Source organism: Glutamicibacter sp. St.4D3 (genome assembly GCF_059728615.1).
Genome location: NZ_AP039380.1, coordinates 2,147,241 through 2,159,789 on the forward strand (window position 1 = coordinate 2,147,241; position 12,549 = coordinate 2,159,789).

General features: G+C 68.9%; 10 protein-coding genes. All 10 read right to left on the reverse strand.

From position 1 onward, the window contains the following. Positions 1–29 precede the first annotated feature (29 nt). On the reverse strand, positions 30–1,142 hold the full coding sequence (locus AC6I21_RS09845; protein WP_497762308.1) for a uroporphyrinogen decarboxylase/cobalamine-independent methonine synthase family protein: 1,113 nt from the start codon (positions 1,140–1,142) through the stop codon (positions 30–32). Between the two features lie 18 nt (positions 1,143–1,160). Beyond that, positions 1,161–1,532: a chorismate mutase gene (locus tag AC6I21_RS09850; RefSeq protein ID WP_054822019.1), complete on the reverse strand. Its 372-nt coding sequence runs from the start codon at positions 1,530–1,532 to the stop codon at positions 1,161–1,163. 88 nt (positions 1,533–1,620) lie between these two features. Further along, entirely contained in the window at positions 1,621–3,297 is a 1,677-nt protein-coding gene (locus tag AC6I21_RS09855; RefSeq protein ID WP_446754847.1) for a dipeptide ABC transporter ATP-binding protein, read from the reverse strand. After that, positions 3,294–4,277: an ABC transporter permease gene (locus tag AC6I21_RS09860; RefSeq protein ID WP_138177513.1), complete on the reverse strand. Its 984-nt coding sequence runs from the start codon at positions 4,275–4,277 to the stop codon at positions 3,294–3,296. The genes AC6I21_RS09855 and AC6I21_RS09860 overlap by 4 nt, the downstream gene beginning before the upstream one ends. Position 4,278: 1 nt before the next feature. Continuing rightward, positions 4,279–5,370: an ABC transporter permease gene (locus AC6I21_RS09865; protein ID WP_054821394.1), complete on the reverse strand. Its 1,092-nt coding sequence runs from the start codon at positions 5,368–5,370 to the stop codon at positions 4,279–4,281. Between the two features lie 141 nt (positions 5,371–5,511). Next, a complete protein-coding gene (locus AC6I21_RS09870; protein WP_360028763.1) occupies positions 5,512–7,149 on the reverse strand; it encodes an ABC transporter substrate-binding protein in 1,638 nt (545 codons plus the stop codon). 156 nt (positions 7,150–7,305) lie between these two features. Beyond that, positions 7,306–7,671: a hypothetical protein gene (locus AC6I21_RS09875; RefSeq protein ID WP_497762309.1), complete on the reverse strand. Its 366-nt coding sequence runs from the start codon at positions 7,669–7,671 to the stop codon at positions 7,306–7,308. Between the two features lie 87 nt (positions 7,672–7,758). After that, positions 7,759–10,503, reverse strand: a complete 2,745-nt coding sequence (locus AC6I21_RS09880; RefSeq protein ID WP_497762310.1) for a multicopper oxidase domain-containing protein — start codon at positions 10,501–10,503, stop codon at positions 7,759–7,761. Then, positions 10,496–11,767 (reverse strand): DUF8744 domain-containing protein, encoded by a 1,272-nt coding sequence (locus tag AC6I21_RS09885; protein WP_497762311.1) that lies wholly within the window; start codon positions 11,765–11,767, stop codon positions 10,496–10,498. Before AC6I21_RS09885 ends, AC6I21_RS09880 begins: the two co-directional genes overlap by 8 nt. After that, the gene (locus AC6I21_RS09890; RefSeq protein WP_497762312.1) at positions 11,764–12,411 is read right to left on the reverse strand and encodes a helix-turn-helix transcriptional regulator; all 648 of its coding nucleotides are present in this window, start codon (positions 12,409–12,411) and stop codon (positions 11,764–11,766) included. The genes AC6I21_RS09885 and AC6I21_RS09890 overlap by 4 nt, the downstream gene beginning before the upstream one ends. Between the last annotated feature and the right edge of the window lie 138 nt (positions 12,412–12,549).

Consider the following 12,549-nt stretch of genomic DNA (forward strand, 5'->3'; position numbering starts at 1 on the left):
ACCCCGGGCGTGTACTCCCGGGTGCGGGCCTAGGCGTCCACACGGGTCTGCTCCAGCGCCTGGGCGTACCCGGTCAGCGCCTGCAGGCAGCTGATCACCTCGGCGGCCCCGGAGGCGGAGAAGTCCCCGCGCGGCATCAGGCGCAGCGCCCCGAGCCGCTCCAACCCCAGCCCCAGCATCCGCCAGGGACGCAGGATGTCCTTGACCGCCTGCACCACCCCCGGCGGCTTCTGCCCGGGCTCCAGGACCTGCAGGAAGAGCCGGCCCCCGGATTCGACCAGCGCCGCGGCCCGCTCCCAGCCGGCATGGTCCAGGCCCAGCGGGTCCAGCACCAGGGCATCGATCCCGGCCTGGTGGACCAGGTCCACCCGTTCGCGCCAACGCCCGTCCTGCTGCGCCAGCTGCGCCACCCAGGACACGTTGTGGTGCTGGTTCACGTGCTCCACCAGTGCCCCCAGCAGCTGGCGCACCTCCTGGCGGGGCACCGAGCGCAGGGTGCGGTACCCGCTGGCGGTGGGCAGCGCCCCATCCAGCACGGCGCCCAGCGCCGGCTCCTCCAGCTGCACGGTGAAGTGGCGCAGCGCGGTGATCCGGGACAGGCGGGTGAGCCAGTCCCCCAGCCCCTGGGCGTAGGCCTCGATGATGTCGCGCCGGGCCCCGTGGTCGGCCACCGCCCGTTCCCCGTTGCCCAGGTGCAGGCCGGCGGCCAGCGACCAGGGCCCGAGCACGTTCAGCTTGATCCGCGCGGCCGGTTTCTTCTCCGCGCCCAGCACGTCGGCCAGCAGGTTCTCGTCCCTGCGCAGCAGGCTGCGGGCGCGGCGGGCGTCCATCCCGTCCGGCACCCCAATCCGCCAGCCGTGCGGCTGCAGGTCAAAGCCCAGCTCGGTGATCATGGCGGTGCTGCGCGCCTGCTGGCGTGCCCACACTCCGCGGTCGGGCAGCTGCGGGAAGACCGCCAGGTTCGGTTCGCCCAGTTCCCCGCGCACCACCTTGTGCACTTCCACGGCTTCGGTGCCGGCAAAGCGGGGCTGGCAGGTGACGTGCACCGCGGCCTCGGCGGCGGCCACCGCAGCGGTGGCCGGATCTGCCGCCGGGCCCGGTTCGGCGGGCTGATTGCCGGATACGGCTTGTCGTTCACTCATCGTGCTCACCGGGCGGGCTTACTCGTTGTTGTGCGCGTTGGAGATGTGCTGGTGGTGGCGGATCACCTCGGAGATGATGAAGTTCAGCACCTTCTCGGCGAACTCCGGGTCCAGGTGCGCCTCACGGGCCAGGTGGCGCAGCCGCTCAATCTGCGCCTTTTCCCGGTTCGGGTCGCTGGGCGGCAGCTGGTGCACGGCCTTGAGGTGGCCCACCCGCTGGGTGGCCTTGAAGCGTTCGGCCAGCAGGTAGACCAGCTGGGCGTCGAAGTTGTCGATGCTGCCGCGGATGGAATACAGCTCATCGAGCACCGCCTGGTCGACCTCGCCGTGCAGGGAGCTGGCGTGCGGGTCGAAGTCCGTGGGCAGGGGGTTCGTGTTCGGCTCGCTCATGCGCCCAGTTTACGTGGGATTAGGCCACGACCCGCATTAAGTGACGCGCCGCCACCGGCCCGGGAGCTGGTGGCGGCGCGTGTTGCGCTCACTGTGCCAGGTTCAGCTGCTCGATCAGCGCCCGGCGCTTGGCCTGTTCACGCGGGTCGGGCACCGGCAGGGAGGCGATCAGCCGCTGCGTGTACGGGTGCTGCGGGGCGCTGAGCACCCTGGAGCCCAGCCCCTCCTCAACCAGTTCGCCGCGCAGCAGCACCCCCACCCAGCTGGCGAGCATGTCCACCACCGCCAGGTCGTGGGAGATGAACAGGGCCGCGAAGCCCAGCTGCTGCTGCAGCTCCAGGAACAGCTCCAGCACCTTGGCCTGCACCGAGACATCCAGCGCGCTGGTGGGTTCATCGGCGATCAGCAGCTTCGGCTCCAGGGCCAGCGCCCGGGCCAGCGAGGCGCGCTGGCGTTGGCCGCCGGAGAGCTCGTGCGGGTAGCGTTCGGCGTAGCCGGCCGGCAGCTGCACCGACTCCAGCAGCCCGCCCACCCGGGCCCGGGTTTCGCGCGGACCCAGGCTGCGGTGCACGTTCAGCGGTTCGGCCACGCACTGCCCGATGGTCAGCTGCGGGTTGAAGCTGGCGGCCGGGTCCTGGAAGACGAACCCGATCTGCTCCCGCAGCGGCTTGAAGCTGCGTTCACGGAAATCGGCCATCTCATAGTCCAGCACCCTCAGCGACCCGCCGGTCATCCGGTTCAGCCCGGCGATGGTGCGCCCGATGGTGGTCTTGCCCGAGCCGGATTCACCGACCAGCCCGTACACCTCCCCGGCGTGGATCTTCAGGGACACCCCGTTGACGGCCGTGAACCCCGGTGCGCCCAGGCGCCCCGGGTAGTGCACGCTCAAGTCCCGGGCCTCGACCAGCACCGGCTTCTCGGCGTGGGCGCGGGACTCCAGGTCCTTCGAGGCGCTGGAGCGGCCCAGGTGCGGCACCGCCTCCAGCAGTGAACGGGTGTAGTCCTGCTGCGGGTTCTCGAACAGGTCCAGCGCCTTGGCCTGTTCGATCACCAGGCCCTGGTTCATCACGATCACCCGGTCGGCGATGTCGGCGACCACCCCCATGTTGTGGGTGATGATCACGATCGCGGTGCCCAGCTCCTCGCGCACCTGGCGCAGCAGCTGCAGGATTTCGGCCTGCACCGTCACATCCAGGGCGGTGGTCGGTTCGTCGGCCACGATCAGTGAGGGGCGCAGCGCCAGCGCCGCGGCGATCACCACGCGCTGCTTCTGCCCGCCGGAGAACTGGTGCGGGTAGTAGTCCACCCGGCGTTCGGGGTCCGGGATGCCGACCTGGCGCATCGCCTCCACGGCGCGGGCCTTGGCCTGCCTGCGGCCGATCTTGTTGTGCGCCCGGATGCCCTCCATGATCTGCCAGCCCACCGTGTACACCGGGTTCAGCGCGGTGGAGGGTTCCTGGAACACCATGGACACGTCCCGGCCGCGGGCCCGGCGCAGCTGGGCGCCGCTGGCGTGCAGCATGTCCTGGCCCTTGAGGTAGACCGCGCCGCGCGCCGCCCCGTTCTCGGCCATGATCCCCAGGGCGGTGCGGGCGGTGACCGACTTGCCGGACCCCGATTCCCCGACGATCGCCAGGATCTCCCCGGGCTGGACGGAAAGGTCCACCCCGCGCACGGCCGGCACCGGCCCGGAGTCGGTGACGAAGTCGATGGACAGGTCCTGGACGCTGAGCACCTGGTTCGGTTCGCTGTGGGTGTGGCTCATGCCGCGGCCCCCTTCTGGATCATGCGCTTGGCCTTCTTGCGGCTGATGCGCCGCAGCCGCGGGTCGTTCAGGTCGTTCATCGATTCACCGACCAGGGTCAGCCCCAGCACGGTCAGCACAATCGCCAGGCCCGGGAACAGCCCGGTCCACCAGATCCCGCCGGTGGCGTCGCTCATCGCCCGATTCAGGTCAAAACCCCATTCGCTGGCGGCGGTCGGTTCGATGCCAAAGCCCAGGAAGCCGAGCCCGGCCAGGGTCAGCAGCGCCTCGGAGGCGTTCAGGGTGAAGATCAGCGGCAGGGTGCGCGTGGCGTTGCGCAGCAGGTGGGTGCCCATGACCCGCCAGCTGCTGGCGCCGATCACCTGCGCGGACTCGACGAACGGTTCGGCCTTCAGCCGGATCACCTCGGCGCGCACCACCCGGTAGTACTGGGGGATGAACACCACGGTGATGGACACCGCCGCGGCCATGATGCCGCCGAACAGGGAGGACTGGCCCTGGGAGATCACGATGGACATCACGATGGCCAGCAGCAGGGAGGGGAAGGCGTAGATGGCGTCGTTGAGCACCACCATCACCCGGTCGAACCAGCCGCCCAGGTACCCGGAGACCAGCCCCAGGAACACCCCGAGGAAGATCGACATGACCACCGCGGCGATGATCACCCAGACCGCGGTCTGCGCGCCGTACAGGGTGCGGGAGAAGACGTCGTACCCGGAGACCGTGGTCCCCCAGATGAACTTGTCATCCGGGGCCGACTGGCGCGGGAACGCGCCCGAGGCATCCCGGTTCTGGGCGAAGTCAAACGGTGCGATCACCGGGGCCAGCAGTGCGGTGAACACCAGCAGCAGGGAGAGCACCAGCCCGGCGATCAGCATTCCGCGCTGCAGCCCGGAGGACATGCGCAGGTGGGAGATCACCGGCAGGCGCAGCCACCAGGGCGCGTGGGCCTTGATTTCAGTGACGGTGGTGGTGCTCATGCTAGTACCTCACTCTCGGGTCGATCAGCGCGGCGACCACGTCCACGATGAAGTTGGTGACGGCCACGATGATGGCCAGCAGCACCACGATGCCCTGCACGGCCACGAAGTCGCGGGCGGTCAGGTACTCGGCCAGCTTGAAGCCCAGCCCCTGCCATTCGAAGGTGGTTTCGGTCAGCACCGCCCCGCCGAGCAGCATGGCGATCTGCAGGCCCATCACGGTGATGATCGGGATCAGGGCCGGACGGTAGGCGTGCTTGGTCAGCAGCCGGTACTCCCCCACCCCGCGGGAGCGGCCGGCCTCCACGTATTCGCGGCCCAGCGTGCCGATCACGTTGGTGCGCACCAGGCGCAGGAACACCCCGCCGGTGAGCAGGCCCAGGGCGATGGCCGGCAGCAGGGCGTGGCGCACCACGGCCCAGAAGGCCTCGAAGTTGCCGCTGCGCAGCGCGTCCAGCCAGTAGATGCCAGTCGGTGAGCCCAGGTTGGTCAGCTCCAGCTCGGTCTGCCAGTCCGCACGTCCGGAGATCGGCAGCCAGCCCAGCCAGATCCCGAAGATCAGCTTGAGCAGCAGCCCGGCGAAGAACACCGGGGTGGCGTAGCCCAGGATCGCGAAGATGCGCAGCGCCGCGTCGGAGTAGCTGTCCCGGAAGCGGGCGGCCAGCAGTCCCAGCGGGATGCCCAGCAGCAGGGCGACAATGACCGCGTTGATGGACAGCTCCAAGGTGGCCGCGCCGTAGGTGATGAGCACCTCGGTGACCTCCCGGTTGTCGCTCATGGTGCGGCCCAGGTCCCCGCGCAGGATCTGGCCGAGGTATTCGAAGTACTGGACCATGATCGGCCGGTCATAGCCGGCCTCGGCGATGCGTTCGGCCAGCTGGGTGGGGGTCAGCCGCCCGCCCAGGGCCGCGGTGATCGGGTCGCCGGTGACGCGCATCAGGAAGAAGACGACGGTGATCAGGATGAACACGGTCGGGAAGATCAGCAAAAAGCGGGTGATCAGATAGCGCAGGAAGCCGCCGCCGGCCCCCTTGGACTTTTTCTTGGTCGGTGTACTGGATGTGGGTTCTTCCACAGGCAGGGTGATGGACATGGTGGTGTTCCTCTTAGGTGTTTGATCTGCCGGCCCACGCCCCGGTGGGGGCTGGGCATGCCAAAGGGGCCTGCGGCGGATTCTCCCTGCAACGGGCCCGCAGGCCCCCTTTGGCTCATCTCAGGCCGCCTGGGCCGGGGCCTACTTGCTCAAGACGCCCATGCGGAACTTGAAGGAGGCATCCAGGGTCTTGTCAACGCCCTGCACGTCCTTGCCGGCGACCGCGACCTGCGCGCCCTGCAGCAGCGGCAGGGTGGAGAGGTCATCGGCCACCATGTCCTGCAGCTGGCCGATCATTTCGCTGCGCTTGCCTTCATCGGTTTCACCGCGCTGCTCGGAGATCAGCGAGTCAACTTCCTGGTTGTCGTACCCGTTGGACAGGAAGTTGTCCTTGGCGAAGAACGGCGCGAGGTAGTTATCGGCATCCGAGTAGTCCGGGAACCAGCCCAGCTGGTAGGCAGGGTAGTCGGTGACGCGCTGCTTCTGGTAGGTGACCCATTCGGTGGACTTCAGATCCACCTCGAACAACCCGTCGGCCTCCAGCTGGCTCTTGACCATCGCGTACTCGTCCCCGGAGCTTGGACCGTAGTGGTCGGGGTTGTACTGCAGCGCCAGCTTGACCGGGGTCTGCACCCCGGCGTCCTCCAGCACCTTCTTGGCCGCCTCGGCATCCGGGCCGCCGTCCTTGCCGTACTTTTCCTTCAGCGGCTCGGTGGCTCCGGTGAATCCCTGCGGGACGAAGGAGTAGGCCGGGGTGTAGGTGTCCTTGTAGACCTGGGTGGCGATCGCCTGGCGGTCCACCAGGTTGGCGGCGGCCTGGCGCACGGCCAGGGCCTTGGCCGGGTCGGCGTCGGAGGTTTCCTTGCCGTAGGGCATGGAGTCGAAGTTGAACACGATGTACCGCAGTTCCCCGCCCGGGCCCTTGTGGACGGTCAGGTTATCCTGGCCCTCCAGGTCCTCGATGTCGGTGGGGGTCAGCGAACGCCAGGCCACGTCGATCTTGCCCTGCTGGATTTCCAGCTTCATGTTGTTCGCGTCCGCGTAGTACTTGATGGCCGCCTGGGAGTTGGCCGGTTCACCCAGCACGCCCTGGTATTCATCGTTCTTGCTCAGCGAGACCAGGGTGTTCTTGTTGTAGGAGTCGATCACGTATTGTCCGCCAAAGGCCTTGGCGTCCACGATTTCCTTGTCGTCGATGACCTTGTCGGCCGGGAAGACCTCGTCATCGACGATCGGGCCCACCGGGGAGGAGAGCACCTGGGCGAAGGTCTGGTCGTTGGGGACCTTCAGGGTGAACACCACGGTGGTGGCATCCGGGGCCTCAACCTTGTCCAGGTTGCCCAGCAGCGAGCTTGGGCCGTTCGGGTCGGCGATCTTCAGCTGGCGGTCGAAGCTGTGCTTGACGTCCTTGGAATCCAGGTCATGGCCGTTGGCCCACTTCAGCCCCTCCTTGAGCTTGACCGTGTACTCGGTCGGCGAAGTGAAGTCCGCGCTGGCCGCGATGGCGGGCACCGGGTCCGGGGAACCGGGCTCATTGTTCAGCAGGAACGGATAGATCTGGTTCATGACCATGAACGAGCCGTTGTCGTAGGACGCGGCCGGGTCCAGTGAGGTGACCTTGTCGGTGGTGCCCAGCGTGATGACCGCGCTGCCGCCGCCCTGATCCCCGGACTGGCCCTCCTCCTGGGAACCGGAAGGGCCGGTGCAGGCACTCAATGCCAGCGCACTGGCCGAGAGGATGACCGCAGCCCGCGAGAGGCGCGAAAACTTTGATGACATTTCATATCCTTCGCATAGTGATGCAAGTGACCCCACTGGGTGTTCAGGGTCACACCCAAGTCAACTATACGACACTTCTTTCACGTTTCTGTGTCGCGCATCACGCCGATTGTGTGAAGGATCCGGGCCGAAGCAAGGGACGCCCGGGCGCGGGGACTACATCGCCAGCAGCACCGAAATGATGTTGCTCAGCGCCCAGGCGCCCAACAGCGACCACCCGATGGCGCCCAGCATCCGGGCGTGGGACACCGGCGCTGTGGTCTGGGGGTGCTGCTCGTGTCCGATGCGGTAGTACACGACGCTGGGCGCGGCGGTGTCGGTGAGCGCGTGCTCGTGCAGGGTGCTGCGCCGGGTGCCGTCGGCGGTGCTCCACACCAGGCAGGGCTGGCCCTCCAGGACCATCAGCTCGCACTCGGCCCGCCGCCATCTGCGCATCGAGCGCCTGGAAACCTGGGCGGCAAAGAGGAAGCCGAAGCAGGCGGCCAGCAGCAGCCAGCCGATCAACTCCAGTGCAGGTTGCAAGCTGCCCGACGCGTCGCCCATCACCCCATGATAAGGGCAGCACCGGCCGGCCGGGGTGCGCCCGGTGATCGCCCAGCCCAGATGCAGCTAGCGGTTCTCCCCGGTGATCTCGAACAGGCCGTGGGCGCCGCGCTCACCGTCGGACATGTAGTGGGTGACAAACGGGTAGTGCCCGGCCTCCGGGAAGACCAGCTCGACAAAGCCGCCCTGGGCCGGGGCCAGGGCCAGCGCCTGGCTTCCGCCCTGCGGGTCCTGCCGGTGATCCAGCCGGTAGCCGCCTTCGAACCAGACGGTGTCGAACTGACCGCCGATGACATGGAAGGAGGAGGGACGGTTGGGACCGGCATCCAGCAACCAGATCCGCACCCGTTCCCCGGCCCGGGCCCTGAGCGGCTGATGCAGGTACTGGTTGGCGTAGCCGTTGAAGGCCACGATGTCCGGGGTGCCGGCCAGCAGCTTGTCCATGTCCACTTCCCCGCCCTGGGCGCCCAGGTAGAAGTCCGACTGGGTGAGCACAAAGCTCTTGTCCACCTGCGGCAGGTCACCGGGTTCGATGACCACCGTGCCAAACATGCCGTTGGCGATGTGGGCGCTCATTGGCGCGGTGCCGCAGTGGTACATCCAGATTCCCGCCTTGGTGGCGGTAAACCGGTAGGTCAGGCTCTGGCCGGGCGCGATGGTGCGCATCGGCTCATCCGGGGCCAGGGCACCGGCATGGAAGTCGATGGAATGGCCCATGCTGCCGTCGTTGTACAGGGTGATTTCAAACCTGTCCCCCACCCTGCCGTGCAGCACCGGGCCGGGCGCGGTGCCGTTGAAGGTCCACAGTTTCTGGGTGACCCCGGGGGCGACGGCGGCCTGCAGCTCACTGACGGTGAACCGGTGTCGGTGAGTGACCGGTTCGCCGGCGTCCTTCGCCAGCGGCTCCAGTTCGGCCTCGCGCGAGGTGAACCCGTCCTGCGGGGCGGCGTTGAAGTCCAGCTCGCTGGCCGCGTCGGGTGCTGCCGGGCCCTGCTCCTGAGGTTCGCGGCCCATCATGGGATGGGAGCCGTCCTGGGCGGGCGCCTCACCCTCGCCCGGGTCCTGCTGCTGCCCGGGACCGGCGGAGGACTGCCCGGTGGCCACAATCTCCAGGACCATCCCCATCTGCTTGTGCCCGACAATTGAGCACCAGCCGTCCACCGAAGCGCCAACGACCCCGGCCTCGACTTCCGCACTTTGGCCCGGGGCCAGCCGCCCGCTGTCCTGCCCGGTGCCCAGCACCAGGTCGTGGGTCTGCTCGGCGTCGGTGTTCGTCAGCTCAATGATCAGGTGGGTGCCGGCCTGCACGTCGATGCGAGCCGGGAAGAAGCGCATGTCCTGGGCGGTGACCTGAACACGCTGCACCGGGGCGTCCACTTCCGCCGCGGACTGCTGCTGCCCGGCGGCCGGGGCCGGTTCGCGCAGCCCGGCCGCGGCCGGATCCAGGGCCACCCCCAGGGCGATGGCCACCACCACGGCCATGAACCCGGCCACCGCCTGACCGGCGCGTTGCCCGGCCGGGCGTTCGCCTTCCGGGGCCCGCGGCCCGCGCGGACGCCCGGCGGCCGGCAGCGTCTTGGCCTGCTGCACCTGGGCCTTCACCTTCCGATGGGTGCGCAGCGCGGCAAACAGCAGGGGCAGGAAGCTGGCCATGGCCACCAGGTAGAGCACCGAACAAACCACACGCACCAGGGAGGAAACCGGCAGGGCGCACACCAGCAGGGCGGTGTTGGCCATCGACACCCGCCACGCCGCTCCCCGGTCAAACACCGTCGCGGTTTCCCGCACCGGACGCGGCCCGCCGCCCAACGCCACCGGGATCAGGTAGGACAACGCCCCGAGCAGGACCTGGGCGGCAAAACCGGCCACCAGGTAGGGCGCCAGGGTGTCAAAGGCGCGCCCCATGACCCGCCAGTCCGAGGTGGTCACGAGCCCCACCAGCATCCACACCAGCATGCCCACCCACCAGCAGACCGCGGCGAGCACCGAGAGCGTGGCGAAACTGCGCGGCGGCTTGTTGCGGGCCGCGTAAATGAACGGGGAAGCCAGCAGGCCCAGCCCCACCAGGTATCCGGCCACCCCGGCGGCAGCCACCGGAAGCACACCGAACCCGGCCCCGGCCGCCGCGATCAGCACCGCCGCCAGCAGCACCGGCAGGCTGTGCCGCAGCCGGGCGGCGGCCTGCGGGGCGATGCGGGTGCGCAGCATGGTGGGCCACAAGGTGATCAGGGTGCCGGCCACGGTCAGCCCGACCCAGCCGAGCAGGTTCACCAGCGCGTGCGCCAGGGTCAACCGCTCATGCAGCGGGGAGGGCAGGCCGGTGGAGATCCAGGTGCCCAGCGCGGCGCCGACCGGCAAAAGCGCCGCGGCGGCCACATAGTAGCGCACACTGGCCCCATAGGGTGAGGGCAGCGCGCCGCGCAGCCGCCGGTACAGCCACACCCCGTGCCACAGTGCGGCCGCGGCGACCAGGCCCGCCCCACAGGCAGTGACCGGCCACCAGGCGCCAAGCACGCCGGTCATCACCACCACGGCCCCGGCGTTCAGCAGCAGCAGGCGCCGGGACTGCTGCCGCCGGGAGTCCTGGGTCACCGGCAGCTTGAGCAGGGCGGTGGCAAAATACTGGGACCAGACCAGGATGGCGTGGGACAGCGCGCCGAGCAGCAACAGGTGAATCATCAGCCAGCGTGGGGCCGGCAACTGGCGGTGGATCAGGGTGCTGAGCACCAGCAGGATCAGCCAGATCGCGGTGGGAAGATCCCGCAACGGCCAGAAACCCCGCCCCGGAACCTTGGCCGATGCCTCACTCATCACGTTTCCCTTCATGTTCTTCTCGGTTCCCCGCCCCGGCCCGGCCGGTCGAAGGGGCCGGAGCCATCCCGGGACGCAAGCCAATGGAATGCCCAGGCCTACCGGTAGGCACCGGCACGCTGCGTTTGGGCGCGTGCGCGGCGCCGCCACCCGGCGACCATGGCAGGGCACGCTCCCCCAGCAGCGCACTGGCCAGCGCCACCAGAACGAACAGCACCACGGCCACCACGTTCAACACCCCGCCAGCCTGCCACAGCACCTCGTACCCCAGGCCGTCACCCAGCCACAGACGCAGCACCAGTCCGGCGTGCAGCAGCACCGCGGGCACCCACATCAGTGCCCGATACGGCAGCTTGATGGCCAGTACCGCCGGCAGGATCGTAGGGGCGTGGGCCATGATCATGGACATCACGAAGCCCAGGAACACTCCGTGCACCACCGTGTCGTACGCCGCAACACTCACCGGGTACCCGAAACACCAGGTCACCGCGGCAACCAGCAACCAGAAGTATCCCGCCAGCAGGCACGCGGCCATGAAGCGCGGTGCCCCCTGGGCGTGTATGGTGCGCCGGGCAACGTCCTGGCGCACCAGCCACAGCACCAGCAACGCCAGCGCCGCACCGAACAGGACGGTGCCGGCCCAAACCCACAAGACGGAGGCCGCCGCGCAGCCCACCACGGCGCAGCACAACACCAGGGCCACCATCTCCGAGCGTGGGCCCAGATGCAGCCGGGCCAATTCCACGCGCTCGCCGGCGATGGTGATCACCAGAAAGCTGCACAGCCAGGGCAGGATCAGGGAGGTTTGCACGCCCGCCAGCCACAGCAGCGTCGCGGCCACCCCGGCCCCCGCCCCGAGCATTTGGATCAGCACCGCCACCGCCCGTTGGCGTCGCCACAGCGGAACGTAGAGCGCCACGGTGGCCACCATGCCGGCCAGCAGCAGCGTCCCGGCAAGGATCCGGGGCAGGGAAACCAGCAGGCCCAGCCCGCCCAGGGCGAGCAGCAAGGGGGCCAGGTAGCCCCAGGCTCTGCCCAGTGCCACGGCCCGCTCCAAGGCAATGAGGGCGCCGACGAATCCAAAGACCAAGACCATTCCGTGGGCCTGGCCCCAACTGGCGACGGGCAGCGGCGCATGCACATCCAGCAGGATCAACCCCGCATCCAAGCCGGCCAGCAGGCACAGGCCCGCAGGGATCATCAGCAGCAGACGCCAGCGCCCGCTGCGGCGGACCGGGCCGGGCTTGCGCAACGGGCGGCTCATGAGTCACGGTCCTGCGCATCATCCAGGCGCAGCAGGCAGTACCCCGGGCCGGCAAACGGCGTGATCGCGGTGCTCTCGGCCGGGTGGGGGTCAGCCTCCTGGCCCAGCACCCCGCGCACGATGCCCAGGTGCACGTTGCATACCACCTCGGGGTGTTCGCGGGCGGCGCCCAGCAACGGGCAGGCTTGCAGCCTGATCTGTCCGTCCGCCGCCTGGCTGGGGTCAAATCCCATGCGCCGCAGGACGGGCAGGACCCGCTGGGCCGCGCTGGCCTGAGGGTTCAGGTGTTGGGTCGAGTCTGCGTGTTGTTCCCGGGCCAGTTCCCGGCCCCAGCTGGTGCCGGCCTCCAGACCGGCGCTGACCGGGTCGGCGCTGCTGGCAGCGATCTGCCGGGCCAGCACCCTGGCCAGGGTGGCATAGGGGCTCTCGGGAGTCGGGGCGGGCGACCAGATCCAGGGCGGACGGCCGCGGCCGGCGACGGCGGCGGGCTTGCGCCGCACGTAGCCATCGCGCAACAGCGCCTCCAGCTGGGCGCGCACCGTGTTTTCATGCATGCCGGCAGCTTGGGCCAGCTGCGGGATGCTCAGTGCCTCGTTTGCCTCCTGGAGCAGGTGCAGGATGAGTTCGCGGGAGGGGGAATGCATTCGGCCGGCGCCGCTGCGCCGGTTTTCCCGCGGACTGCGTGGCCGAGTCGTCAATGCTTTCCCCTCACCGTGACGGTCTCCGTTGCCGAAACCGCTATTTTCCACTGAGTTAATTGTAATAAAATAGTGGCGGGCATG